Source organism: Candidatus Caldatribacterium sp. SIUC1, from assembly GCF_051549785.1.
Taxonomy (GTDB): domain Bacteria; phylum Atribacterota; class Atribacteria; order Atribacterales; family Caldatribacteriaceae; genus Caldatribacterium.
In genome coordinates this window covers 1284740-1309484 of record NZ_CP189974.1, presented here as the reverse complement: position 1 = coordinate 1309484, position 24745 = coordinate 1284740, and the positions used below count along the sequence as shown (strand labels likewise).

Annotated in this window: 28 protein-coding genes and 1 riboswitch; of the genes, 4 read left to right on the top strand and 24 right to left on the bottom strand. The window is 55.7% G+C overall.

Annotated features, from left to right (window positions below; all coding sequences use genetic code 11):
• Positions 1-4: 4 nt before the first annotated feature.
• Genes fabF through fabZ form a run of 3 tightly spaced genes read right to left on the bottom strand, consistent with a single transcriptional unit; the run spans position 5 to position 2690 of the window.
• Entirely contained in the window at positions 5-1246 is a 1242-nt protein-coding gene (fabF, locus tag ACP6EK_RS06840) for a beta-ketoacyl-ACP synthase II (RefSeq protein ID WP_438314485.1), read from the bottom strand.
• 14 nt (positions 1247-1260) lie between these two features.
• Complete coding sequence (locus ACP6EK_RS06835; protein WP_438318928.1) at positions 1261-2238, bottom strand: beta-ketoacyl-ACP synthase III; 978 nt, start codon at positions 2236-2238, stop codon at positions 1261-1263.
• Positions 2239-2240: 2 nt separating this feature from the next.
• Positions 2241-2690 (bottom strand): 3-hydroxyacyl-ACP dehydratase FabZ, encoded by a 450-nt coding sequence (gene fabZ, locus ACP6EK_RS06830; protein ID WP_017889742.1) that lies wholly within the window; start codon positions 2688-2690, stop codon positions 2241-2243.
• 135 nt (positions 2691-2825) lie between these two features.
• Here fabZ and ACP6EK_RS06825 point away from each other — a divergent pair, with 135 nt between their 5' ends.
• Together ACP6EK_RS06825 and ACP6EK_RS06820 are read left to right on the top strand one after the other, a co-directional pair.
• The gene (locus tag ACP6EK_RS06825; protein ID WP_438314482.1) at positions 2826-3875 is read left to right on the top strand and encodes a SurA N-terminal domain-containing protein; all 1050 of its coding nucleotides are present in this window, start codon (positions 2826-2828) and stop codon (positions 3873-3875) included.
• The gene (locus ACP6EK_RS06820) at positions 3872-5059 is read left to right on the top strand and encodes a VanW family protein (protein ID WP_438314479.1); all 1188 of its coding nucleotides are present in this window, start codon (positions 3872-3874) and stop codon (positions 5057-5059) included. The genes ACP6EK_RS06825 and ACP6EK_RS06820 overlap by 4 nt, the downstream gene beginning before the upstream one ends.
• Here ACP6EK_RS06820 and ACP6EK_RS06815 read toward each other — a convergent pair.
• Entirely contained in the window at positions 5034-6047 is a 1014-nt protein-coding gene (locus tag ACP6EK_RS06815; protein ID WP_438314476.1) for a uroporphyrinogen decarboxylase family protein, read from the bottom strand. The genes ACP6EK_RS06820 and ACP6EK_RS06815 overlap by 26 nt on opposite strands.
• The gene (locus ACP6EK_RS06810) at positions 6044-6658 is read right to left on the bottom strand and encodes a hypothetical protein (RefSeq protein ID WP_438314474.1); all 615 of its coding nucleotides are present in this window, start codon (positions 6656-6658) and stop codon (positions 6044-6046) included. The genes ACP6EK_RS06815 and ACP6EK_RS06810 overlap by 4 nt, the downstream gene beginning before the upstream one ends.
• A gap of 78 nt (positions 6659-6736) precedes the next feature.
• Here ACP6EK_RS06810 and ACP6EK_RS06805 point away from each other — a divergent pair, with 78 nt between their 5' ends.
• Entirely contained in the window at positions 6737-7129 is a 393-nt protein-coding gene (locus ACP6EK_RS06805) for an OsmC family protein (RefSeq protein WP_438314472.1), read from the top strand.
• On the opposite strand, the gene ACP6EK_RS06800 is transcribed toward ACP6EK_RS06805, so the two are convergent.
• The 11 genes from ACP6EK_RS06800 to ACP6EK_RS06750 form a co-directional block, all read right to left on the bottom strand.
• Entirely contained in the window at positions 7119-7844 is a 726-nt protein-coding gene (locus tag ACP6EK_RS06800) for a DUF72 domain-containing protein (RefSeq protein ID WP_438314469.1), read from the bottom strand. The genes ACP6EK_RS06805 and ACP6EK_RS06800 overlap by 11 nt on opposite strands.
• Positions 7841-8668 (bottom strand): bifunctional hydroxymethylpyrimidine kinase/phosphomethylpyrimidine kinase, encoded by an 828-nt coding sequence (thiD, locus tag ACP6EK_RS06795; protein WP_438314466.1) that lies wholly within the window; start codon positions 8666-8668, stop codon positions 7841-7843. The genes ACP6EK_RS06800 and thiD overlap by 4 nt, the downstream gene beginning before the upstream one ends.
• Before the next feature lie 6 nt (positions 8669-8674).
• A complete protein-coding gene (gene thiL / locus ACP6EK_RS06790; protein WP_438314463.1) occupies positions 8675-9676 on the bottom strand; it encodes a thiamine-phosphate kinase in 1002 nt (333 codons plus the stop codon).
• The gene (gene thiE, locus ACP6EK_RS06785; RefSeq protein ID WP_438314461.1) at positions 9663-10304 is read right to left on the bottom strand and encodes a thiamine phosphate synthase; all 642 of its coding nucleotides are present in this window, start codon (positions 10302-10304) and stop codon (positions 9663-9665) included. The genes thiL and thiE overlap by 14 nt, the downstream gene beginning before the upstream one ends.
• Positions 10301-11107, bottom strand: a complete 807-nt coding sequence (gene thiM / locus ACP6EK_RS06780; RefSeq protein ID WP_438314458.1) for a hydroxyethylthiazole kinase — start codon at positions 11105-11107, stop codon at positions 10301-10303. The genes thiE and thiM overlap by 4 nt, the downstream gene beginning before the upstream one ends.
• Positions 11098-12345, bottom strand: coding sequence for a putative hydroxymethylpyrimidine transporter CytX (gene cytX, locus ACP6EK_RS06775; protein ID WP_438314456.1), 1248 nt, complete (start codon positions 12343-12345; stop codon positions 11098-11100). The genes thiM and cytX overlap by 10 nt, the downstream gene beginning before the upstream one ends.
• Positions 12339-12908, bottom strand: a complete 570-nt coding sequence (thiW, locus tag ACP6EK_RS06770; protein ID WP_438314454.1) for an energy coupling factor transporter S component ThiW — start codon at positions 12906-12908, stop codon at positions 12339-12341. The genes cytX and thiW overlap by 7 nt, the downstream gene beginning before the upstream one ends.
• A riboswitch (TPP riboswitch) is annotated at positions 12896-13006 on the bottom strand. (Overlaps the previous gene by 13 nt.)
• Positions 13007-13034: 28 nt before the next feature.
• Complete coding sequence (locus ACP6EK_RS06765) at positions 13035-14084, bottom strand: NAD(P)-dependent alcohol dehydrogenase (RefSeq protein WP_438314451.1); 1050 nt, start codon at positions 14082-14084, stop codon at positions 13035-13037.
• 13 nt (positions 14085-14097) lie between these two features.
• Positions 14098-14742 carry a protein disulfide oxidoreductase gene (gene pdo, locus ACP6EK_RS06760; protein WP_438314448.1) on the bottom strand — a complete coding sequence of 215 codons (645 nt, stop codon included), beginning with the start codon at positions 14740-14742 and terminating at the stop codon, positions 14098-14100.
• A gap of 10 nt (positions 14743-14752) precedes the next feature.
• Positions 14753-15721 carry a DJ-1/PfpI/YhbO family deglycase/protease gene (locus ACP6EK_RS06755; RefSeq protein ID WP_438314445.1) on the bottom strand — a complete coding sequence of 323 codons (969 nt, stop codon included), beginning with the start codon at positions 15719-15721 and terminating at the stop codon, positions 14753-14755.
• 2 nt (positions 15722-15723) lie between these two features.
• Positions 15724-16206 carry a ferritin family protein gene (locus ACP6EK_RS06750; RefSeq protein WP_438314442.1) on the bottom strand — a complete coding sequence of 161 codons (483 nt, stop codon included), beginning with the start codon at positions 16204-16206 and terminating at the stop codon, positions 15724-15726.
• Positions 16207-16273: 67 nt separating this feature from the next.
• On the opposite strand from ACP6EK_RS06750, the gene ACP6EK_RS06745 reads away from it, so the two are divergent.
• A complete protein-coding gene (locus tag ACP6EK_RS06745; protein WP_438314439.1) occupies positions 16274-16828 on the top strand; it encodes a DUF4416 family protein in 555 nt (184 codons plus the stop codon).
• Here the strand turns inward: ACP6EK_RS06745 and ACP6EK_RS06740 are convergent.
• From ACP6EK_RS06740 to ACP6EK_RS06705, 8 genes are read right to left on the bottom strand one after another with little or no spacing between them, the layout of a single operon-like run.
• A complete protein-coding gene (locus tag ACP6EK_RS06740) occupies positions 16780-18525 on the bottom strand; it encodes an ABC transporter ATP-binding protein (protein WP_438314436.1) in 1746 nt (581 codons plus the stop codon). The genes ACP6EK_RS06745 and ACP6EK_RS06740 overlap by 49 nt on opposite strands.
• Positions 18518-19627, bottom strand: coding sequence for a hypothetical protein (locus tag ACP6EK_RS06735; protein ID WP_438314433.1), 1110 nt, complete (start codon positions 19625-19627; stop codon positions 18518-18520). Before ACP6EK_RS06735 ends, ACP6EK_RS06740 begins: the two co-directional genes overlap by 8 nt.
• Positions 19620-20723: a lipid-A-disaccharide synthase gene (locus ACP6EK_RS06730; RefSeq protein WP_438314431.1), complete on the bottom strand. Its 1104-nt coding sequence runs from the start codon at positions 20721-20723 to the stop codon at positions 19620-19622. The genes ACP6EK_RS06735 and ACP6EK_RS06730 overlap by 8 nt, the downstream gene beginning before the upstream one ends.
• A complete protein-coding gene (locus ACP6EK_RS06725; protein ID WP_438314428.1) occupies positions 20720-21508 on the bottom strand; it encodes an LpxI family protein in 789 nt (262 codons plus the stop codon). Before ACP6EK_RS06725 ends, ACP6EK_RS06730 begins: the two co-directional genes overlap by 4 nt.
• On the bottom strand, positions 21483-22301 hold the full coding sequence (lpxA, locus tag ACP6EK_RS06720; protein WP_438314425.1) for an acyl-ACP--UDP-N-acetylglucosamine O-acyltransferase: 819 nt from the start codon (positions 22299-22301) through the stop codon (positions 21483-21485). Before lpxA ends, ACP6EK_RS06725 begins: the two co-directional genes overlap by 26 nt.
• Complete coding sequence (locus ACP6EK_RS06715) at positions 22291-23115, bottom strand: UDP-3-O-acyl-N-acetylglucosamine deacetylase (RefSeq protein ID WP_438314422.1); 825 nt, start codon at positions 23113-23115, stop codon at positions 22291-22293. The genes lpxA and ACP6EK_RS06715 overlap by 11 nt, the downstream gene beginning before the upstream one ends.
• A gap of 11 nt (positions 23116-23126) precedes the next feature.
• The gene (lpxD, locus tag ACP6EK_RS06710; RefSeq protein WP_438314419.1) at positions 23127-24158 is read right to left on the bottom strand and encodes a UDP-3-O-(3-hydroxymyristoyl)glucosamine N-acyltransferase; all 1032 of its coding nucleotides are present in this window, start codon (positions 24156-24158) and stop codon (positions 23127-23129) included.
• Positions 24155-24724 (bottom strand): OmpH family outer membrane protein, encoded by a 570-nt coding sequence (locus ACP6EK_RS06705; RefSeq protein ID WP_438314416.1) that lies wholly within the window; start codon positions 24722-24724, stop codon positions 24155-24157. The genes lpxD and ACP6EK_RS06705 overlap by 4 nt, the downstream gene beginning before the upstream one ends.
• Positions 24725-24745 lie beyond the last annotated feature (21 nt).

Sequence of the window (24745 nt, the reverse complement as noted above, 5' to 3'; positions counted from 1 at the left end):
ACCCTCACCCCTGATATTTCCCAAACACTAAGGTCCCGTTGTGTCCTCCAAAACCAAAGGAGTTCGAGAGAGCATTGCGAATCTCCAGAGGACAGGCCTTCCAGGGGGTGTAATCGAGGTCACATTCCGGATCGGGTTCTTCGAGGTTAATCGTTGGATGGACAATCCCGTGGTAAATAGAGAGAACCGTGGCCGCCGCTTCGATGGCTCCTGCTGCTCCGAGAAGGTGCCCCACCATAGACTTCGTGGAACTGATTTTGATTTTGTATGCCCGGTCACCAAAGACCTTCTTAATCGCCAGGGTCTCTGTACGATCGTTGAGGGGGGTTGAAGTCCCGTGGGCATTGATATAGTCGACTTCCTCCGGGAGAACACCGCTGTCCTCAAGAGCAAGACGCATCGCCCGGGCCGCACCCTCGCCCTCCGGGTCCGGGGCCGTGATGTGGTAAGCATCACAGGTTGAGGCGTAACCCTTGAGTTCCGCGTAAATTCGCGCCCCTCTCCTGAGGGCCGCCTCTTCCGCCTCAAGAACCAGTGCGCAGGCACCCTCAGCCATCACAAAACCATCGCGATTCCGGTCGAAAGGACGAGAGGCCTTCTGGGGTTCATCGTTACGGGTTGAGAGGGCTTTCATGGCACAGAAACCCGCTACCGCAAGAGGCGTGATGGAAGCCTCAGCACCAACGGCAATCATAAGGTCAGCTTCTCCCCGCTGGATAATGCGTAACGCCTCACCCAGAGCATGGGTTGACGCTTCGCAGGCTGTTGAAACACAGCTATTCGGCCCCTTCAAGCCAAGTTGAATGGCCACATTGGCCGCTCCCATGTTGACAATCATCATGGGGATGAAGAGGGCGCTGACCTTCTGAGGGCCCCGTTCAAGAAGCACCCGGTACTGCTCTTCAAAGGTGTGAATACCTCCAATGCCTGACCCCAGGATGACTCCTGCCCGTTCCCGGTCCATCCGCTCAAGGTTCACCCCAGCATCTTCCAGAGCCATAAGCGATGCACAAACAGCAAACTGCGAGAAGCGGTCCATTCGCCGGGCTTCCCTTCGGGGAAGGAAATCCTCAGGATTGAAATCCCGAACCTCTCCGGCGATTTTCGTCTCAAAAGGCGCTGGATCAAAGCTCTGAATGATGTCAATGCCGGACCTTCCTTCAAGAAGCGACTGCCAGAATTTCTCCTTGCCGGTTCCTACTGGGCTGATGACACCAATACCGGTGACAACGACTCTTCGCGCCAACTGGTCAACCCCCTTTACCACTGAATGAGCGCAGCCCCCCAGGTGAGACCCGCACCGAAGCCCACAAGGAGCACAATGTCTCCCTCTCTGATGCGACCAGACCTTGAGGCCTCGTCGAGGGCAATAGGAATGGAGGCTGAAGAGGTGTTCCCGTATTTCTCCACGTTGACGAAAACCTTTTCTTCTGGTATTCCAAGCCGCTTGGCCGCCGACTGGATGATACGGATGTTTGCCTGGTGAGGTATGAAGAGCTTCACGTCGTCAACAGTTTTCTGAGCCTTTCTCAGAACCTCAAGAGAAGCCTCCTCAACTATGCGCACCGCGAATTTAAATACCTCATTCCCATTCATTTTGATGTAGTGAAGCCGCTTCTCTACGGTTTCAAAAGACGCGGGCATTCGAGAACAGCCAGCAGGAAGCTCCAGAAGATGCGCCCCGCCCCCATCAGCCCCAAGATACGTCGCCAGAATTCCTGGCCGGTCCCCCAGGCCCACCACAGCTGCCCCCGCCCCATCACCAAAAAGGACACACGTGGCTCGGTCCTGCCAGTCCACAATCTTCGAGAGAGTTTCGGCTCCTACGACCAGGGCCTTTCCCCTTCCCTCGGCAAGGAGGTACTTCTCAGCCACGGCAAGAGCGTAGACGAACCCCGTACACCCTGCCTCGAGGTCAAAAGCAAAGGCCCTTTTTGCCCCCAGAGCATGCTGCAGGAGGCATGCCGTGGAAGGAAAGAGCATATCCGGGGTAACCGTTCCCACGATGATGCAGTCGATTTCCTCAGGGGCAACCTGAGCAGCCTCCAGGGCCCTCCACGCCGCTTCGAGGGCCAGCTTCGAGGTCGTTTCGGAGGGCGCAGCGATTCGCCGCTCCTTAATCCCCGTCCGTGTGGTGATCCACTCATCACTTGTGTCCACCATGTGTTCCAAGTCGAAGTTGGTGAGTACCTTTTCTGGAACGCTGGAACCCGTTCCCAGAACACGAACCCACTGCATCCTCAAGACACTTCCTCCCTTGCCTCTTCCCGTACCAGAGAGAAGCCCAGCTCTGCCTCAGCCACAACCTGGTCTTTCACCCTCGCCACACCTTTGAGCTTACCCACCCGGCCTTTCATCCTGAGGAGCGTGACCTCCATGACCAGCTGGTCCCCGGGGACAACAGGACGCCGGAAGCGGACGTTATCAAGGGAAGCAAAGTACGGAATGCACCCCCGGAATTCTTCCATGTACATCATCATGGTGGCTCCGACCTGTGCCATGCTCTCAAGAATGAGAACACCAGGCATGATGGGCCTTCCAGGAAAATGCCCCTGGAAGAACCACTCGTTCACCGTAACGTTCTTGATGCCCACAACCCTTCCCTCTTCCAAGGCAACGATCCGATCCACAAGGAGGAAGGGGAAGCGATGGGGGAGAATTTCCTGGATTTTGCGTATATCCATTTCCATGGCGTCATAACCCCCATTGAGCACCTTGGTGTTTCTAATACTCTACCGAAACTCCCCAAAATTGACAAGGATAAGTCGCTGAAGTAGTATTGTACCAGGAGAAACTCCAAAACGGACGCACGAGGTGGACAAAAGATGATGAGAGCGCTGCGCAAAAACCTGGACATCATCCTTATCATCGTCGTCGTTGCTTTTGCTGTTACCATCTACTACGGCTACGGATCGTACCGCCGCTCTGGTCGTACTGGACAGGCTGTGGCTGCAACGGTAAACCACACAGCCATCAGTTTCTCCACCCTCGACCAGGCCTTTCGGAATTTCCTGAGCCAGTATGATTCAAAGACCCTGAGTTCCTGGGACGAAAAGACCTTCGACCTCCTTCGACGTCTGGTCCTTGAAAACCTCATTAACAACGAGCTCCTGTACCAGGAAGCCCAGACAAGGAGGATACGGGTCTCTTCAAAAGACATAGAGACCGAGCTTGAGAAAATCCGGGCACAGTTCCCCTCAGAAAGCGAATTTCGTCGGTACCTCGAGTACCAGGGACTCACGCTTTCGGCGCTTCGCGAATCCCTTCGTCGGGAACTCATGATCCAGAAACTCACGGAGAGCCTTGTTGCCGACCTCCCCATCCCCGATGAAGAAGTACAGAAGTACTACGAGGAACACCAGGACCTCTTCACCACTCCAGCCCAGTACCACCTTCTGAGGATGACCTTTCTCTCCAGAGAGGATGCAGAGAAGGCGCTGCGCCGGCTGTACCTTGGGGAGGAGTTTGCCAAAGTTGCCCAAGAAGTCTCCCTCGACGAAGCTGCGAAGAAGGGTGGAGACATAGGCTGGGTTTCGGAGACCGGACTTTCTCAAGAAGTTCGGGAGGCCCTGGAGAAAGTCAGGGATGACCCCCGCAACGTGACTCCTCCCCTTAAGGTGGGGGACACCTACGTCATTTACCGGGTACTGGAGTGGAAACCCCGAGAGGTCAAGGCTTTCGAGGACGTCAAGGAGAACATTCGTCAGTACCTCCTCAAGGAGCAGGAACGGGTCAGGACAGAGCACCTCCTCGCAGAGCTCAGGAAAAAGAGTACCATCACCATTTCCGAAGCGCTTGCAGGAACAACCTCTGTAGAAACTCCGGTTCCCTCGGAAACTCCCCCAGCTGCAGGTTCTGAGGGGGAGGTGGAGTGAGAAAGGGCATCATCCCCGGGGTTGGGGTTTTTGTCCTTCTTGTGATATACCTCCTTGCGAGTAGTCGAGGGACAGTCTCCTGCACCCTCAAAGAAGAGAGGGTCACACTGGCAAGGAGAGATATTGTGCCTTTTCTTGAGACCCTTGAAGCCCGCTGGAGGAGAATTCCTCTTCGCCTTGTGGTTGCTGGCAAAGCCTTTGAGGTCTCCAAGGATGCCCTCGGCATTCGCTGGAACATCAAAGCCATGAAAAAGAAAGCCGCTCGGGGTGAACGCGTCCCACTTCTTGTAGAGTGGGATGAAGAGAAGGTCAAAGCCCTCCTTGAGTCGCTTGCGGCAAAAACTCTCCTTCCGCCACAAGATGCTTCCTGGGAAGGCAATCGGGTGCAGCAGGCTCAAGCAGGACGAAGGCTGAACGTCGAGAGGGCCCTGCACACCTTGAAACAATCTCTCGAGAACTGGAGTGACGTCGTTACCCTCGAGACCTTTGATGCCCTTCCCCCCAGAGTGGATACACTGGAAGTCCTCAAAACAAAGGGGATCACAACACTTCTTGCCTCCTTCGCTACGTCCCTCAAAGACCGGGAAGAGGACGTCATCTTCAACATTGAAAAAGCTGCTGCCTCTCTTTCCGGATATTTCCTGAACAAAGGAGAAGTCTTCTCCTTTAACGCCGTGGTCGGCCGGGCAGAGAAAGAGGACGGGTACCGGAAAACCCGAATTCTCGCCAATGGACGTCTTGTTCCGGGATATGGAGGGGGCGTGTGCCAGGTGGCCTCAACGCTCTATAATGCCCTCCTCAGAACCGAAGCGGAAATCCTGGAACGCCATCCCCACTCCGGATACTCCCCGATCACCGCTTACGTCCCCCCTGGCCTCGACGCCGCCGTCAGCTACGGGAGTAAGGACCTTCGTTTTCGCTTCCCCTCCCAGGATGTGGTGATTCTCATGTACCCCAGGGAGCAGGAGCTCGTGTGTGAAATCTGGGGAGAACGGGAAAACCCCGTCGCCACAACCATCACACAAAAGCTCCTGAAGCTTGCAAAAACCAGCGAAACCGAGGGCACACTGATCGTGGAAACAGTGGTGCAGCGCGCCGGGTCAAAGGACCTGCACTTCGTCGACACGTATCTCATTCCTTGGGACTTTGCTCCAGAGGTCACCCGCTACTTTTCTGGTTCATGAGCACCTCAAGAAGTGCCACGATGTTCTCGCAGGGAATGTCTCGAGGAAGCGCATGAGACGGGGCAGCTATGTATCCTCCACCGTCCCCAAGCCTTGCCAGAATCCGACGGGTTTCCCTTCGGACCTCTTCAGGAGTCCCAAAGGGGAGGAGCCTCTGAATGCTTATGCCACCCCAAAAAGCGAGTTTCCCCTGGTACTCCTCCTTAAGAGCAAAAATGTCCATCACCTCGGGCTGGAAGGGATTGAAGACGTGGAGTCCGATCTCCACAAGGTCGGGAAAGATTTCCTGAACTTTCCCACAGCAATGGAGAAAAGCTTTCTTCCCTTTTTTTCGGACAAGAGCAATCATCTCGGCCATGCGAGGTTTGATGTACTTCCGCCAGAGCTTTGGCCCCATGATAAGCCCCCCCTGCCACCCCCAGTCATCCCCAAAGAGAACCCCATCGAGTCCAAGGTCCAGGGCTCGATCGATAACTTCAAGGTGGAAGGAGGTGATGGCATCGAGCAAGTCCTCGACAAAGTCCTGGTGCATGACCATATCGCTCAAGAATTCCTCCATCCCCCTGAGGCTCCAGGCCCGCTCAAAAAGCGTATACGTCTCTCGCAGAAGTTTGAAAGTGCCCTGGTGGCGCTCAACAAACCCAGGGATATGGGCGTACCGCAGAGGATCGGTAGGATCCGGAAAGCGGTACCCTGAAAGACTCGGGCGCAAGAGCACCGGTGTGGGATTCCCGATATCCGGGTCAATGGTACGATTCCACACCACCCCCCATTCGTCCCGGACAAATCCGGGAGCCACTTCCCGAAGACCCGAAGGGGGAATGGCCTTCACATAGGCAAGATGGTTTCCAAGCTTTTCCAGAAAGCCTGGATCTGTAAAGTACGCTGACATTTTCTCTCGCGCCGGTATGGTGAAGTCAACCTGGTAAGGGACAACGTCCGTGACCGTAAAGGCCAGGGCGTGGAGAACCCGTTCTCTCGGCGTCACCGAGAACCTCCTCCCCGGGCGACAACCTCGATATCGATGGTGGGTTTCTCCTGGTACACCTGGCCAAGGTTCAGCTCCTGCTTCCATACCGTATCCTTCTCTAAAGTCCCATCGACGTAACTGAGGATCTCCCCGGGCATATAGGCTTTAAGCGTCAGCACTATGGACCCAAGAAAAGGCTTGACCTTGGAAGCCCCAAGGGCGTTCAGCGCACCCTCGAGGTCTTCTCCTTTGAGATGGGCTTCAAGAATCACGAGATCCTGGTCCCTGTACAGCCGGGCCGATTTCCCGAGGAACTGCTCGGTGAACTCTCTTGCCTTTTTGTCATCGGGAAAGCGCCACTCCCAGGCCACCACATAGGGGGAGGCATCCTCTCGAGTCTGCAGAATGACGTATTTTTGCTCCTCAGGGGGGAGCTTTCTGTACTCTCCCGAGGCCGCCTGTTTCAGCTGGGTAAAGACCGTGTAATCCTTGACGTACACCGCAATGCGAGCCCGGGGAATAGTCGCGTCCTGAGCCACCTGGACGGCCAGCTCCACCTGAGCGCAACCTCCAAGGATTCCCGCAAGGACGACAAAAACGAGTACTGCAAAAACCCTTTTTGAGCGCATTGCCATGACCTCCCGGAATAATTGCTCCACGCACCATGTTACAGTACCTCAAAGAAATCCTCAAGCGGGGTGAAGCACATGGCCAGAGTAGAACTCACTGCCCAGCGCGGGAAAATCGAAGCCCGTATCGGAGAGGATACCGTCCTCTTCAAAAGTAGCGGTGCTGAAAGCGAAGTTGGCCACTGGCCCACAGAGTACATCCTCGCTGCCCTGGGAAGCTGCTTCTCCGGAACGGTCTTCTCTTATGCCAGAACCAAGGGTCTCCCTTTAGAGAAAGTCATGGTTGCTCTTGAGGGAGAGGTGGTTTCAGGACCCTCGCGAATAGCCTCCATCACCATGGAAGTGGAGTTCCTCGGGAATCTCACCCGGGCTGAGAAAGAACAGCTCCTTGCCGTGGGAGAGCGGGCCTGCACAGTGATGAACACTCTGAAAAGAGGAGTCGAAACCATTACCACCCGTCTCAGGGACTAAAACCCAGGATCCTCTGGAGTTCTCGAGCATTCTGCACGGCGAAACCCTGATAGTCGTTGTCAAAGTAACAGTAGACCTCCCCCATGCTGCTAAAGGAGCGGATTTTCTCTGCCCAGGATTCGAGCTCTTCTCGATCGTAACAGTGGGTGTAGAGACTCCGAGAACCATGGAGACGGAAATACACAAAGGAGGCCGTAACCACCTCGGCATAGGGGAAAAAGGGGGTATCGGCAAAGCAGAGGGCGATATTGTGCCTGTGGAGGAGGTCATACACTTCTTCGCAGAAGAAGCTCGGGTGACGGAATTCAAAAACATACCGGAAATGAGAAGCAAGGTGAACCACAAAGGCCGTAAAAATTTCCCTGTGGAAGGCAAGGCGAGGAGGAAACTGAAAAAGGAGGGGACCACACTTTTCCTTAAGAAGCTCAACCCGCCGAAAGAACTGTATAAGGGACTCCTCGACGTCCCTGAGCTTCTTCACATGGGTGATGTACCGGCTGGCCTTCACCGCAAAGAGGAACGATGGTGGGGTCTCCGCATACCACCTTGTGAAGGTTGTTTCCCTGGGGAGGTGGTAAAACGAGGCATTGATCTCCACGGTATCAAAAAGGGTAGCGTAGAAAGCAAGCCATGCCCTTTTGGGGAGATTTTCGGGATACACCACACCTCTCCAGTGGTCGTATATCCACCCCGAGGTCCCAATGCGAACGGTCACCAGCACCGCCCACCTTCCTGAGGGTCAAGACCGGCCCGGAGGAAAAGCGGAGCAAGGTGATTCGTGGGACCAAATCCTCCCCCAAGGGGCAAGGCGTGGGCAATCACGAGTTCCATGTACCGCCTGGCCTCGGCAACGGCCTCTTTCACTGTGTACCCCAGGGCAAGGAGCGCACAGATAGCAGCCGAGTACGTACACCCTGTACCATGGGTATTGGGAGTTGCAATGCGGGGACCTGAAAAGTACGTGAAATCCTTTCCGTCAAAGAGCACATCGGTAACCTCGCTTCCCGGAAGATGCCCTCCCTTAACAAGGACGTACCGTGGACCCTTTTCCCTGATACGCCGGGCGGCATCCTCCATATCCCTGAGGTTCTGTACCGGGAATCCAGCAAGGACTGAGGCTTCTTCGAGATTTGGCGTGACCACATGGGCAAGGGGAAGGAGTTCCTGAACCAGTGCCTGGATAGCTTGCTCTTCAAGGAGCACCGCTTTGCTTTTGGCCACCATGACAGGGTCCACCACAAGGTATTCGACAGGCCACTTGCGGAGGGCTTGCACTACGGCCCTGATGATGTCTTCGCTGAAGAGCATGCCGGTTTTCACCGCATCGACCCCAATATCCTCCATAATGCTCTCAACTTGTTGCGCAACCATCGACGGAGGCAGGGGGAAAATAGCGTCCACTCCTTTCGTGTTCTGAGCCGTCACGGCGGTAATGGCAGTCATCCCGTAGACGCCAAAGGCACAGAAGGTCTTCAAATCGGCCTGAATGCCCGCCCCTCCACCCGAATCGGATCCCGCAATGGTCAGCACTCGTCGCATGTTCCCTTACCCCTTCCTGATAAAATGATTGAAACCTTGGGGAACGAGGGGAACAAGGATACTATCCTTCTTCCTCAAGTACACACCTTCCCCCTGAACGATCTCTCCCACCCAGTGGACTGGAAGACCAAACCTCTGGGGAATTTCCCTTTGAAGTTCCTCTCCCCGGTGGGGAGGAACGGTGAAAAGGAGCTCGAAGTCCTCTCCCCCCCTGAGGACAAATTCCCGGGGGTCGTAACCCTCTTCCTCACAGAACTGAGCAAGAAGGGGTGACACAGGAAGTGCATCCTCGTAGAGAATGGCCCCTACATGACTCTCTTCAAGAATATGCCCAAGATCCTGGAGTAAACCGTCAGAGACATCGATGAGAGCAACCCGTTCCCTGAGCGCTCCAAGAAACCTCCCAACGTCAAGGCGAGGCGAAGCGGCAAAAAACCGTTGCCAGAGACCGCGGTATTGCTCCTTGAGCGTCTTTCTCTCTGCAAGGATAAGCCCTGCTTTCGCCTCTCCGGGATACCCGGTGACAAAAATCCAATCTCCCGGGCGGGCATTGCCCCGCAAAAGGAGCGGTCGATCCCGCTCCACTTCCCCAAGAAGCACAAGGTCAAGCACCGCTGGCCCATCAGTCCGGGCAAGATTCCCTCCGACCACCTCGACCCCATGCCGGGAAGCCTCTTCCTGAACGCCCTGAAGGACCTCGTTGAGCCAGACAAAAGAGACATCCTCCCGGAGGGCAAAGGAGAGCAGGGCGTACCGGGGAATACCGCCCATGGCCGCAATATCGCTGAGATTTGCCACAAGGAGACGCCGACCAACAAAAAACGGAGGAATGAGTGACACCTGGAAATGCACACCCTCAACCTGGCTATCCACTGTTGCAAGGAACCAGAACCCCTCCCTCCCTGGGAGGACAGCACAGTCGTCTCCGATACCCAGGGGAACGGTGGAGGAAAAAATGCTACGGATACGGGCAATCAGGCCGAATTCTCCAAGGTCACGGAGCTCCATGGTACCGCCTCCGAAAGGCATCGATTGTCCTCCGGAAAGCACAGGCAGCATCCCGCACCGAGGGTGCCCCAACAATAGCCGACACCACTGCCACCCCATCAACACCTGTGGCCAGGACCGCTTCGAGGTTCTCCAGAGTAATGCCCCCAATAGCCACCACGGGGATTCGTACGGCTTTCTTGATTTCCCGAAGGCGCTCAAGGCCAATGGGTGTTCCTGCATCCTTCTTTGTCGTCGTGGGGAAGACCGTTCCCACTCCCAGATAATGGGCTCCAAGGCGTTCCGCCCGCTGCGCTTCTTCCACAGTGTCACAGGAGTACCCCAGGATGAGATGAGGAGCAATACGCCGGGCGTACTCAAGAGGCATGTCGTCCGGCCCAAGGTGTACTCCGTCGGCTTCACTAGCCAAGGCGATGTCCAGCCGGTCGTTCACGATGAAGAGGACTCCGTGGCGCCGTGTGCAGTCCCGAAGAAGCAGGGCTTCCTCGAGGAATTCTCTTGCGGAAAGCTCTTTCTCCCGAAGCTGTATGACAGAAGCCCCTCCTGCAATGGCCTCCTCAACCACCTCGAGATTCCTGCGCTTTTGAATCTTTCGGTCCGTAATGACGTACAGTGAGAAATCCTTCACTGGAGCACCTCAAAAGAGAGACTTCTGGCAAAATCGTCCTCCGAGAGTGAGTACATCACATCGAAAAGCCGCATACGGAAACTCCCGGGACCCTGGGAATCGAAAGCTGCCCTCTCTGCGCAGACCCCCAAAAACCCTAAAGCTCCGAGTGAAGCCAAAAGCGCATCGCTTTCCACCGCTGCAAATGCCCCACACAGAGAGGTCGCCATACACCCGGTCCCCGTTACTCGGGTCAACAAGGGATGGCCATTGTGGACAGCAACGACCCTTTCCCCATCGCTCACGTAATCCACTGCACCAGTAATCGCTGCGGTGACTCCAAACTTCAGGGCCACTTCCCGGGCCAGAAGTGCCCGGTCCTCCACTTCTCCTCTGGATTCCACTCCCCGCTCACGGGAGGGACGACCAAGGAGAGCGCATGCCTCGGCAGCGTTTCCCCGCACAATGGTCACACGAACGCGCTCAAGGAGAAGAAGCGAGGCCCTCTTTCGGAAACGTGTGGCTCCCGCTCCTACCGGGTCGAGGATAACAGGGATACCCAGGGCGTTGGCCCTCTTCCCCGCAAGGAGTGCACTCTCGATAATGCCTTCTGTAGGAGTCCCGAGGTTCAGTACCAGTGCCTCTGCGCCCGCAACCATTTCCTCGACTTCTTCCCGGGCGCAGGCCATGACCGGTAAAGCTCCAAGGGCAAGCATCGTGTTCGCGTTGTCATTGGCCACAACGATATTGGTGATATGGTGCACCAGAGGCCGCCTCTGGCGAATCTGTGCCAGGATTGCCGCACATCTTTCTCCTAACTCCATGCGCCTTTCCTCCTCCGCCAGACCCAGTAGAGCCCTCCTGCAGCAAGAAAGCTCGGAACAGAGGCGCCAAAACCGGGGAAGACCCTCAGGAAGAGGGCGTAAACCCCCACGCCCAGAACCCAAGAAACCAGAGCCTCCCAGACGATCGGCGGGCACTTGTCGTAGAGTTCTTCAGGTTGCGCCTTTCGCCTGCGTACCACGAAGTAATCCACAAGGACAACGCCAAAAAGGGGGACAAACACTGCACCAATGAGGAAGAGGAAGCTCTCGTACCGTTCCATGGGGAAGACAAAGGCAAGAAGCGTCCCCAGCGCCCCAAAAAGGGCCACCGCTATTTTCTGCCGAAAGCGCGGGAGCACATTGAGCAGAGACACCGCGGCCGAGTAAATGTCCAGAAACGTTGTGGTGAAAGTGGAGAAGAGCACGATTGCAAGCGCTATGGAGCCAAGGCCAAGCACCACCATGGCCGGGAGAGGATCGGTTCGCCCCGTAGTCAGGGCGCTCACGAGCCCCACGGTGTACATCCAGGAACTCGCTACAAAATACCCCCACCAGGTACCCCAGAGAGCCCCCCGGGTGTTGCGGGCAAAGCGGGTGTAATCAGCCACAAGCGGGAGCCAGGAAATCGGCATGGCCACCACCAGGTCAAACCCTGCTCCCCAGGGCAAAGACCCTTCTCCCCGGAGTCGCAAGAGCTCGCCAAAGGAAACCTGCTGCAACGCCACGAACGTCATAACTCCGGAAAGCCCAGCCAGGGCAATTACGGCCACACGTTCCATCCACTTCCACCAGGGGGTTTCAAGAAAGGCCCAGAACGTGCTTACGAGACCAGCAATGAAGAGCAAAAGCCGGGGGGAGGAAAACCCAAAGAGTGCTCGAAGAATCTCGTCTCCCGCCCGGGCACAGATAATCACCATAATGGCAGTCCAGCCGATGAGTTGAAGCACGTTGAGGAAAGACGCCAGATACGATCCCCACCTCCCGAAGGCAAGCCGCACCGAGACCATAGCAGGAACCCCGAGTTCACTCCCCAGGATTCCGCCGAGAGCAAAAGGTGTGTTCCCCACCACATGCCCCAGAAGGATGGCCAGCATTCCACCCACAAAACCCAGAGGGGCGAGAATACCCCCTGCCCAGACTTCCGATATCGCCACTGCCGCCCCAGCCCAAAGGAGGAAGAGGTCAAACCCCAGAAGGTGTCGTTTCTCCCTGGGGATGGGCTGCACATCGTTTAGCATTGTCTTGAAACCTCCTCACAAAAGAGCGCGTCATGGACAGTTCTTCGCAGAACCCGGAGAATCACAACACCCAGGATGCTCCCCGGAATACTGCTTGCAAAGAAAGCGGCCTGGAAAAAGAGAAGAGTCCCCGCCTTTCCCACAAGCGGAGCCACCAGGTACGCGCTGAGGAAAGCGCCAACAATGCCCGTTCCTGCAGGCTCGAAAAACCCCGCAACATCTCTGCGCCAGAGGCGATACACGAGACCAACCACAAGGGCCCCGGGAATACCTCCCGGGAGGGCGAAAATCGTCCCCGTCCCAAGGAGTATGCGAACAATCCCGGCTATTCCCGCCGCCAGCGCCCCGTACCAGGGCCCGATGGTGATTCCTGCCAGGACGTTCATGGCGTGCTGGAAAGGAAAGACTTTCACGGGACCGACGGGAACATGGAAGCCTGACGCCACAACAGCCAAAGCAACAAAGAGCCCCGCGTACAGGAGTTTTCGCAAATGTCCTCCCCGCATGTCCTCCACCTCCAAAAAAAAGCCACTTGCCAGGTCGGCAAGTGGCTCAAAATCCACCAACTCCCTCCGCTGGCATTACCCAGATCAGGTTCAAAGGGTCGAGAGCTTGCGCTCTCCTCTCAGCCCCGCGTTATGGAGCTCCCCCGGTTCCCTATTGAGCTTTCTTCTATTATACCCTACCCGTCAACCCCCAACGTTCACCACGACCTTGATGGATTCGGCCTTGTGCTCATGGGCGAAAAGCAAAGCTTCCTGGGTTTTTTCCAGGGGAAAGCGATGGGTGACGAGCGTTGCGAGATTCACCCGATGGGCGTTGAGAAGGTCCACACAGCCCTTGTACATGTTGGCGTACCGGAAAACCCCCAGGACGTCGAGCTCTTTATCGAGAATCCTGATGACGCCAAAATCGAAATGCGTCTTCGAGGGCAAACCCACAAGGACGACTTTTCCGCCCCGTTTTGCCACCTCCACAGAAAGCTGTGCCGTCTGGATGCTTCCGGCAGTTTCAAAAACAAGATCAACACCCCTTCCCCGGGTAAAGGCACGAACTTCTTCCTCTACATCTTCTTTTGCAGCGTTTAAGACAAGTCGTGCTCCGAGTTCCCGGGCCTTCTCGAGTCGCTTCTCCACAACGTCCACCGCGATAATCTCAGTAACGCCTCTTGAGAGCAACGCTTGTAAAGTCACAAGACCAATCGGGCCACTCCCAAGAACAAGCGCCACATCCCCGGGCTTTGCCTGTGCCCGGTGCACGGCATACATACCCACCGCCAGTGGCTCCACGAGTGCTGCCTCCTCGAAGCTCACCGAGGGATCCACAGGATAGGTGAAGTTCGCAGGGTGCACGACGTACTCACAGAAAGTCCCGTTCACCGGTGGCGTGGCCCAAAAAACCACCTCGGGACAGAGGTTATACCTCCCCTGGCGGCAAAAATCGCACCTGCCACAGGGGATGCCCGGCTCCATGGTCACCCGGTCCCCAGGCTTAAGATGCGTTACTCCTTTCCCTACCTCCACAACCTCTCCCGAACACTCATGACCCAGGATGAACGGGGGTTGGACCACGAAATCGCCAATACGACCTTCCACAAAGTAGTGAACATCCGAACCGCACACTCCGACACTCCGGATGCGAATAAGAACCTCCCCTTCCTTCGGGACAGGGATGGGGAGCTCTTCGATTTCAATATGCCGTATACCCTTCATCACTGCAGCCTTCATCGTTTGTCCCATAGAGAAACCCCCTTTACGATGCAACTTCTATGATTTTCCGCACCAGAAAAGCCTCCGGGACAGCCCCCTCTAAAGCAACGGTCTCGTTCAGGACAATTTTCGGGACCGCTCGCACGCCGTAGCGATATGCCAGGTGAGGGAACTCGAGGATTTCCACCATGCTGGAGGAAACCCGATCGCTCTCGAAAGCCATTTTGTGAGCCAGGACAACCGCCTGAGGACAGAAGGGACAGGTTGGTGTCACAAACACCTGAAGGGTGACGTCCTTCGTCAGTGCTTTCAGGAAGGCCTTGGTGTCTTCCGAGAGGTCTGTAGTCCTCTGCGAGACAAAGACCAGGGTTTCGATAAACCCTGAAAACTCGTAACCTGAAGGAATACCAAAGAACCGGATACCGTAATCCTTCTCCCCTTCAACGGTGAAGGCCGGAATTTTGTCGATACGGAAAGCCGCTGCAACTTCTCGATCCAGGACGAAGTTGTGCACCTCAAGGTGCAGAAGCGGTGAAAGACGAACGACCTCCTCAAGGAGCATCCGCACCTCGCGGCATGTCTCACACTCAAGCTCCTGCGTGAAGAAGCGGAGCGTGACCGGGTGGAGAAGGTGCTCCGCAAGGTACGTTTCAAGCGTCCTGCGATCTTTGTCCTCGAGCAACGCCATGTTCTCCCTCCTACCCAAAAAGGCTTTCAAATTTCCGCTGAAAACCGGGGAGACTTTCAATATCTCCCCCGGGACAGCGCTCCGCAAAGCGGAGAACACCATGCGCATCGATGAGCACCACCGCCCACTCCGCAAGGCCACTGGTCCCCAGAACCCCAAAGGCCTTGGTGACCTCGAGAAAGACATCGCTATAAAGAGGAAAGGCAAGGTGGAGACGGCGCTGGAGTTCCTGGTGGGTAAAGATGCTTTCGGTGCTGATACCTATAAAGAGCCCCCCTTTCTTCTCCACCTTTTCCGCCCACTCATTGTACCGGGGAAGGAAAGTCGTCCCCCGGGGGCTAAAACCAGAATCAAAAAAGAGCACCAGGGACGGCTTTCCCCGAAGAAGCTGAGCAAGGGAGAGCACATTCCCCGCTCCATCGATAAGCCACCCATCAGGATGGGGCTCGTTCAGGCGAGGCCGGCTCCGCCAGAGGAAAGCCAAAACCTCGCGCATGAAGAGAGGAAGCTCATTCGGCCCACGGGCGGTGATAATATTCCCATCCACCACTACCGGTGCATCAACGAACTCCCCACCGGCGTTATTGATATCGTCCCGGAGTGAGACAAGCCCGGCAACTCTTTTTCCCCGGACAATGTCCGCCGAGATGAGGACCCAGGGCCCTCGAGAAAGCGCTCCAATCAGTTTCCCCTGCTGGTACATCTCCCGCACCAGGTTCGTGACCACTGGAAGCCGACGAAGGTAGTCAGGAGCAAACCCCCCGGGAATAATGATACCGTCGAAATCCCTGGGGGACACGGAAGAAGTGACCATTTCAGCTTTGGCAGGAAAACCATGACGCCCAAGAAAGGTTTCCTCAATCCCGGGCCCCACGAGCTTTGCTTCCACCCCTTCTTCCCGAAGCCGCAAGAGGGGATACCAGAGCTCCAGTTCCTGGTACTGATTTTCCACGAGGATAACGACGCGTCGATGCGCCATGGTCATACTGCCTCCCCAGTAAGTTCCTCTTTAAGCCTGGCCAGACGAAGGAAGTGCCGCTTTTCCTCAGCAATGACTTCCTCAACCCAGTGCTGTTTCTCCCGGGGGACAAAGGGCAAAAACCCCTGGTAGAAAAGAATGCTTTCTTTCTCCACCTGAATACCAGTGCTGAGGGCTTCAGAAAGGCCCATGCGCTCCGCCGAAACCTCTCCCCTGAGAACCTTAGAAAGCACTCCAGTCTCCACAATGGACCCCAGGTACTGGGAGACTTCGCCACTCTCATCGACAATGGTCTCCCCCGTCTCCTCAAGGAGCCTGGTGAAGGTCTCAAGGTGCCGTCGTTCCTCATCGGCGAGGAACTGGAACATTGTTTTTCCATCCTCCCGGGTTGCTCTGGATTTCAGGTGTTCGTAAAAGGCTATACCCTTTCGCTCAAGCTCTACAGCCATGCTGAGAATTTCCGAAGGGGCAAATCGGAATGCCACCGGTACCACCTCCTCTTGTGTGTCTCCTATTGTACCAGATTCTCTCTCAGGTATAATGGAAGTGGTGATGGCTGTGGGCGAAGTGCGACCTCCTCAACCAGTCAAGCTTTTCATCGCCACGCTCTACGAAGACCCTGAGGTGCTTGTGCACCTTCTTCCCCGCTTGACTGAACGCCTTGGAGACATCGAATGGCAGAGTGACCCCATCCCCTTCACGTACACTGACTACTACCGCGACATCGGGGAACGACTCCTCCGGGTTTTCCTTGTTTTCCGGGAACTTGTGGACCCCGGAATTCTTCCTGAAGTCAAGCTTTTCACCAACGAGCTTGAAAAATCCACAGCAGATGCCACACATCCCCGCCGTATCAACCTTGACCCCGGGTATTTTGACGGGGGGAAGATTGTCCTAGCCACGACCAAAAACTTCTCCCACCGGGTGTACATTGGGCAAGGCATCTACGCCGAGGCCACCATCAAATGGGAGAAGGGCGATTTCCGTCCTTTCCCCTACACGTACCCCGACTACCAGAGCGAGGCTTATCGACCAGTCCTGCGAAAGATCCGCGAGCTCTACAGGGCCTCCCTCAGCGCTCTGTCTTCAAATCCAAAGAGCGCCTGATAGAGCGGATGAGACTGGAGGAGTGCTTCGTGAGTTCCCTCCCCCTGGACTTCCCCATCGGCTACAAGGACAATGCGGTCAAGGTCTTTCACCATCCGCAGGGAATGCGCAACAATGATGACGGTTTTGTCCTCCTCAATCTGAGCAATAGTTTCAAGAATGTACCGTTCTGACTCAGGGTCAAGATTCGACGTTGCCTCATCGAAAACCAAAATAGGGGAATTCTTGAGGAAGGCCCGGGCAATAGCGATCCGCTGCCTCTGTCCTCCCGATAAGCGGCATCCTGCCTCCCCTACGTCGGTATCGTATCCGTGCTCAAGCTGCATGATGAACTCATGAGCCCGGGCTTTCTGGGAAGCCCTCTGGATATCCTCTTCAGAAGCGTTGAGATTCCCATAGAGGATATTCTCCCGGACCGTTCCCCCAAGAACCAGAGCGTCCTGAAGCACCACACCAATGAGGCTCCTAAGCGACGAGAGCTTGATTTTCCGGATATCTATCCCGTCGATCTCAATGCAACCCTCATCAGGGTCGTAGAAACGCAAAAGGAGGTTGATGATGGTGGTTTTTCCAGCACCGCTTGGGCCGACAATGCCTACCTTTTCCCCTTTGCGAATGTCCAGAGAAAAGTTCCTGAGAATCTTCTCACCTTTGTAGGAGAAAGAAACGTTGCGGAAAGAAATGCGCTCTCTGAACTCCCGGAGTTCCACACCGTCCTCGTCCTCAGCAACAAAGGGTGCGGTGTCAAGGAATTCAAAAATCCGCTCCAGCGAAGCGAGGCCCTGCTGGAAAAGCTGGAAACCCGAAGAGAAGCGAGAAAGCGGAGAAGAAGCAATGACGAGATACCCCAAAAAGGCAATGAGCTGTCCGGGGGTGAGGAAACCCCTGATAACCTCACGCCCTCCATACCAGATGACCGCCGTAACACCGCAGGAAGCCACAAGCTCAACGAGAGGGTTGAAGAGCGCCCTGGCTTTCGCCTGCTTCATGGCAAGGTAGAAATTCATTTCGTTTTCCCGCTCGAACTTCTCCACCTCGTAGTGGCCACCAACATAGGACTGAATGACCTTGATGCCTGTCACCGTCCGCTCCACAAGGGAGGTCAGAGCAGCCACCCTGCTTTGGAGAAGATGGGAAAACCCCCGGATGCGCTTCCCCAGAATATCTACGCAAAGACCAACCAGAGGGAAAACAACAACCGAAAGCAGTGCCAGTTTCCAGTGGATGAAAAAGAGGAACACCACAGAACCCAAAAAGAGCAAAAGGTCCATGAGCATCGTCACAAGGGCACTGGAGAAAAAGTTCTGCAAAACGGCAATATCGCTGGTCATTCGGGAGATGATCTCCCCCGGTGGGTTCTCCTGGAAAAAGGCCACGGAGAGATGATGCAGGTGCTGATAGAGCTCAGAGCGGAGCCGGGTGATGACTCGAAAGCCGGCAAGGGAAACCCAGAAGCTCTGAACATAGGATGCCACGCCCTTGACGAAGAAGATTCCCACAATCCCCAGGGCAATGAACACTAAAAGTCGCAGATTCTTCTCAAGGAGGGCCCGGTCGATGGTTTTCTCCACAAGCCAGGGCAGGGCAAGGTTGAGCAAGGCACCAAGAAACGCCAGAAGGAGAGCACCAAGGATGTACCTCCAGTACGGCACAAGGTAACGAAAAAGCCTCACAAGATGCCCCTTGCGCTCAGCCATAGAGCTCCTCCATCACAAGCCCCACGAGTCTCTCCACCGCTTTGGATGGAAAGACCTCTTCCGGAAAATCCGGTGCCTCCTGCTCAAGAAGCCGAAGGGCTTCCTGAACAGTTCCCTCCACGGTAATCTCTCCCCGAAGTTCCGGGAACACCGCTTTCCCCAGGATCTGGTTCGGCAAGCTCAGGAATCTCGAAGAACGAACCATTCTCCTCAGAATCCACCGCTTCACTATTTTACCCCAAAGGGGCATTCTCCCCAAGAACTCCCCAGCACCCATTACCGGGACCCTGGTTGCTGCCTCCTGAAAGAAGGGCACAAGGACAAGACCCCGTTTCTTCCGGTATAGCACTTCGAGGTTACTCGATCCAGGAACCATAAAGACCAGGTCCGAGGCGGCAATGAGGCTTGAGGTTTTGCCAAAGAAGGGGAGAAAACGTTCTGAAAGCTCCCGAAAGCAAGAAACATCCCCGGGAGAATAATAGGGGGGAAAAGCTATGAGAAAAAGGCTTTGCGGGAAGAGGGAGGAAAGGACCTCCGCGCAACGGAGGAAGAAAGGCACGAGATACTGGTAGGCGAAGGAACGACTCCCCGGAAGGAAAAGGAAACGCGGGGATCCCGGAGGCAGGGTCAGAGTCTCCACAGAACGTTCCACAAAAGACCGCAGGAGATCCCCAACAAAAATCTTCTTCGTGAAGGATACCCGGTGGAGATCCTCCTGGAAACGGGCAAGGTAGACGTCAACACCAAAGGACCGACGGGGATACCCATCGTACACCCAGAGAGGGTAACGACTCCGGAATTTGAGAAGGCGCGCGTAGAAGAGGTCTCCTCCAAGGAAAAGCACAAGACCCCGGGGTGGGAAGGTAACCCGATCCCCTCCAAAGCAGAACTCAACCGTCTTTTGGGGATTGAAAACCCTCTCAACCAGAGGAAGGCTCCGAATCACCATCTCTTCTCGTCCAGAACGGAACTGACACGGAGGGATGAAAGCCCAGACACAAGGAGGGACAGCGATTTTCTCCAGTTCTTCAAGGAAAGGGGAAAGCCAGAAGGCGATTTCTCCGGGGCTATTCACAGTGACAAGGAGAAGTGGCCTATTCAAGGTATCGCGCCACCACCTCAGCAACCCGCTCAAAAGTCCGCCCATCTCCGAGTTGGAGAGCGATTTCTTCAGCCCATCCTTTCGCTCTCTGAGGCAGGGAGGAATCGGCAAGCAACCTCTCCATGGTTCTGAAAAGCTCCGTGGGGGTAAACCTCCCCTGAACGAGCTCCGGGGCAACTTCCTGCCCGAGCAGGATGTTCGGAAGACCAATAAAGGGAGCCCGAAACAGGAGGCATCCCAGAAGAAACGTTCCCCACGAAGTCCGGTACACAACAATCTGGGGAATACCCCCTAAAGCAACCTCAAGCGTCACGGTTCCGGACGAAGACACCGCAAGCACCGTATCCTCAAAAAGCGGGTACAAATCCTTTCGGTCCACAACCTGAACAGGAAAAGAGCCTCGTCCTGCCTCAAGAAGTGGACGAAGCGAAAAAGAGGCGGCAACAATCACCAGACGGTATCCGGAGAAATGCCTGCCGTATTCAGAGAGGAACCCCCGCAAAACGGGGAGGAACGATAGAATCTCGTTCCGCCGGCTTCCGGGGAGAAAGAGGATAGTTTGAGGATTCGGACCCCTCTGAGGGATTTTCCCCCACCATGCCCCAAGAGGATGCCCCACCCAGCTGACATGGGCCCTGCCTCCCAGAAAGTACCTTCCCTCCCAGGGGAAAAGATGCAGAATATGGTCGGCACACCGTGCAAGGAATCTTCCCCGCCATCTCCCCCAGGCCCATACCTGCGGAGGGGCAAAGTACACAACCGGTATACCCTCCCTGGCACAGAGGCGTACCAGACGAAGGTTAAAACCCGGATTATCAATGGCCAGAAGTACCGAGGGCTTCTCCTTCCTCAAAAACGCAGAAGCCTCACGCCAGGTTTTCTTCCAGAAAGAGAGCGCCCGGAGGGCCTCCGAGAGCCCCACCGTTGAGTAGGAAACCGTATCGACAAGAAGACGGGCACCCGCTTTCCTGCTTTCCTCTCCTCCCAGGGCCACAACTTCTACCCCTGGTCTGCGTTCCCGAAGAAGAAAGACAATCTGCGATGCCCAGAGATCCCCGGATATATCACCACAGGAAAGCAAAAGGCTCTTTTTCACAGGGTAATTCCCAGAATGGTCACCCCGGACCGCTTCGAGAGTTCCTGAATCTCTTCCCGGTCCACAAGAAGCGTCCGGCCGCTTTCCAGGGCGAGAACTCTTCCTCCGCCCTCAACGAGAAGGCGAACGGTTTCAGCGCCAACCGTGGGAACGTCAATGAAAAAGTCCTGGTTGCTTCGCGCTACCTTTACCACCACTCCCCCCCGAGCCAGCGCCAGTCCCCTCCGGATGGTCTCATCGGTACCCTCTGCCCCTTCAAGGGCCACAACCGTTCCCCGCCTCACCACCACCGTCTGGCCAATTTCCTCATCGGCCAGAAATCGGGCAATCCTAAAGCCGTAACGGACGTCATGCCATTCTTCTTCAGTAGGCGGGGGCCCACAGAACACCCCTTCCCTGGTGATCCACTTCTTGAGAAAATCCGCGGGAGAGAGCACCTGCACGTGCTGCTTTCGGAAAAACTCCAGGAATTTCCCGAGGATATCTCGGTCCTGGAGGCTTTGACACGTAGCGAAAAACTCTGTTCCGGAGATATCCGTAACCTCAGAAGCAAAAACGTAGGCTTTGGGGACCTTTCCTGCACAGCACACTGCATGAGGTCGCTCCTTCGCAAGGACCTGTGCCAGTTCATTCAGGGAGAAACGCTCCAGGAGGTATTCCGGAAAAAGCTGGGGGTGCAACCGCAAAAGGCGACAGGATACCGTGATGACCTGAAAGGCGCAGGAGGCTTCCTCCTTCACCAGAACCGGCAGAATCCCTTCACCAGCCAGAAGGAGTATCCTCAAAGTCGCAGGCCTCCTCCCTCACCCAGCGGGTAATACCCCGTCTGGTCTGCAGCAGGAAAGCAAGGATCTCCTCCACCACCTCCTGGTCAAAACCTTTTCCCTGAATCTCCTCCATGGCCTTTCGAAGGGGCAAGCCGCTGCGAAAAAGGAAACGATATACCTGAGCGATACTCTCCCGCTTCTTCTGGGGAATTCCCCTCCGCCGCATGCCAACCCTGTTGAGTCCGAAAATCCTCGCCGGATGACCATCAGCGAGCACATAGGGAGGAATATCCATAACGACTTTGGAAAGCCCTCCAATCATGGCGAGTTTGCCAATCCGCACGAACTGATGAACTCCCACAAAACCGCTGAGAGTCGCCCAGTCCTCAACGGTGACATATCCGGCAAGGCTTGCTCCGTTGGCCATCGTCACCCCGTTACCCACGAAGCAGTTGTGGGCAATGTGACAGTACGCCATGATAAAGCAGGACTTTCCGATGTGCGTGACCTTCCCCTCGCCGGTTGCCCGGTGCACCGTCACAAATTCCCGAAGTACAGTCCCCTCACCGATGACGACCCCGCTCTCCTCCCCCCGGAAAGCAACATCCTGAGGGGGCGTACCGATGACAGCGTGATGCCCAATCACACAGGAGGGACCAATCTCCACCTTACCCTCAAGAACCGCGAAGGGTTCAATCCTGGTTCCATCCCCTACCCGGACCTTCCCCCGGATAATGACGTAGGGACCAATTTCAACGTTTGTTCCGATTTGCGCTTCCGGGTCTATCCGTGCTGTCCTGTCAATCCCCATTCCTCATGGCCTCCCAGAGCAATTTCACCATGGCCTGATTCAAAGCGTGTCCCGAACGCAATCCCAGAAATCCTCCCTGGACTCTCCTCCCAAGGAGCATCAAATCACCAAGAAGGTCGAGGATCTTGTGAGCACAGGCCTCAGAGGGCAACCGAAAGGGTCTGTTCCCCATACCCAGAACATCCAGAAGCACTGCTTCATCCTGTACTCCCTTACCAAGACCCAGTTTCCTGAGCTTCTCCTCTTCCCAGAGGAAGGCGAACGTCCGGGCTCTCAGGATGCCTGTTGGTTCCTCCCCCTCCCGGAACGTCAGACCCTGGAGGAACTCTCCCTTTTCCGTACAGTCGAGGATATACGTGGCCACAAAATGCTGTGCCGGAAAGGCAAAGAGATGTCCCGTACCCTGCTGCACGTGGAACACCCGATTAACCACCAGTGTCTCCCGGGGAGCCTCCTGTTCTTTTATTCCGGCTCTCTCAAAGGCCTGAAGCCAAAGAAGGGCACTACCATCTCCTCCAGGGAGTTCTTCACCTTCCACCACCACCTCGAGGTTATCCACCCCCACACCCCAGCACGCCCCAAGAAGGTGCTCCACCGTGGCCACGATGACCTCTCCGTTTTTGAGGAGCGTCGAACGGTACCCCAAAACTGCGTACGGGAAAAGAGCTGGGATAACGCCTTTTCTTTCACCGCAAAGGACCCGAAAGACTATCCCCTGATTCACCTTCCCGGGGAAAAGGGTAACCCGGACCTCCTTTCCGCTGTGGAGACCCTGTCCTTCAACCACCACAGAGCAACCAATAGTGCACTGCAATGGAAACATCCTCATTCTTTGAAGAGCTTTCGAACGCGTTCCTCAAGCTCCTCGATTTTCTGCCACATCTTTGGAAGCCTTCGAATCAGGGCCCGTTCCCTCAGTTCCTTGTGGTGCTCCTGAGCAGGAAATCCGGAAACCATCTCTCCTGGTGGTACTTTCGCCGTGACTCCTGCCCGGGCGGCAATCCTTGCTCCCTTCCCAACCCAGCAATGATCCGTTACCCCTGCTTGCCCACCCATCACCACGCCGTCCTCAAGAATGCTGCTTCCAGCAATTCCCGACTGGGCGACAATGATGACGTGGTCCCCAATACGGACGTTGTGAGCCACCATGACCAGGTTGTCGATCTTCGTTCCCCGGCCAATCCGGGTACATCCGAGGGTTCCCCGGTCCACGGTGGTATTCGCTCCAATTTCCACGTCGTCCTCAATGACCACTGTCCCGACGTGGGGGATTTTCTCGTACCGCTCTCCGGTCCATTCATACCCGAAACCGTCCGCTCCCACCACAACACCGCTGTGCAGGATGACCCTGTTCCCCACGGTACAGTACTCCCGTACAACCACCTGGGGATAGATGAGGCAGTCAGCGCCAATCTGAACTCCCTTCCCAATGTACACCTGGGGGAAAATACACGTCCTGTCCCCTATGGAGGCATCCTCCTCAATAACCGAGAAAGCCCCCACCGACACCCCAACACCAAGTCTTGCCCTGGGGTGGACAAAGGCCAGGGGATGGACACCAGAGGGAGGACGGAAAGGGGAGGAGAAACGGGCGAGAATCTGGGCAAAGGCGATCCGGGGATGGTCAACCTCGATCACGTATTTTTCGGGTAGATACTCTCTGCACCCTCTTCCCGCAACGACTGCCTTTGCCCGGGACGAGAGCACCTCAGGAAGAGCACGGGCATCGAAGAGGAAAATCAAGTCCTCTTCTTCAGCTCTCTGAGGCTCCTGAACGCCCCTGACGACAAAATCAGGGTCACCAAAAAGGTGACCCCCAATGATTCCTGCCAGCTCACCAAGACGGAAAAAGCTCACTTCTTCTCCTTCGCAGCCACAATGTTCTGAAGCTCCTGAATAACCTGGTCGGTGATGTCCACACCGCCGTAGAGCACAAGGGGCATTTCCAGGACCTCTTTCTGGTTGACCGGAATGCGAAGGGCGCTGCGGATAACCAGGGCGAGCTTCATGGATTCGGCCACTTTCCGGATGGCACTGATCACATCGCCGTAACGCTCTTCAATGAGTGCCTGGCGCTCTTTCAGCATTTCATCGCGCACCGGTGCCCAGGCAGCATTCATTTCTTCTTCAAGCTTCTGGACTTCCTCACGAGTCTTTCCTTTTCCCTTTTCATTCAGTTCCTGCTGCCTTTTCTGAAACTCTTCGGCAATCTTTTTCTCAAGTTCGGCAATCTTTGCCGTATTAGGATGGGCGTCGAAGATCTTGTTGATGTCCACCACCCCGATGGCCACCGCTCCTGAGGATGACGCAGAACTCGTCTGCCCCTGAGCAGGTTTCTTGGTCTGCGTCTGTGCCAAAACCAGTGTGCTCCCCAGAAGGACCACAAGAATTCCAACCATTGTAGAGATGACGAACTTCCTCATGGACACTCTCCTTCCCTGAAA